This is a genomic window from Vibrio brasiliensis LMG 20546 (assembly GCF_000189255.1).
Taxonomy (GTDB): Bacteria; Pseudomonadota; Gammaproteobacteria; order Enterobacterales; family Vibrionaceae; genus Vibrio; species Vibrio brasiliensis.
The window spans coordinates 1-249 of sequence record NZ_AEVS01000042.1; the positions used below are offsets into that span (position 1 = coordinate 1).

General features: G+C 49.8%; 1 protein-coding gene. It reads right to left on the reverse strand.

The annotated features are described in order from the left end of the window. The coding region (locus tag RH46_RS22240; protein WP_006878641.1) for a hypothetical protein at positions 1-249 on the reverse strand (249 nt) is incomplete at both ends.

A 249-nucleotide genomic window follows, 5' to 3' on the forward strand; every position in this document is an offset into this window, starting at 1 on the left:
ATTTTCGGTGTATGCCACGGTAACTGTCGTTGCCGTGTAATCAGACGCAGCTTCCGCTGTACCGTCAGCCAGGCTTAGCGTAATTGAAGTAGCAAGCTCACTTGCGTTGCTCAACGTCACATCGAAAGACGCTAATTCACCTTCTTTAACCGCACCGCCTGTGATTTCTGTGATGACTGGACGATCATCATTACCACCGTTTTCACCGCTGTCTTGAATCGTCGCCTGAGCGCTTTCTGATTGACCTAG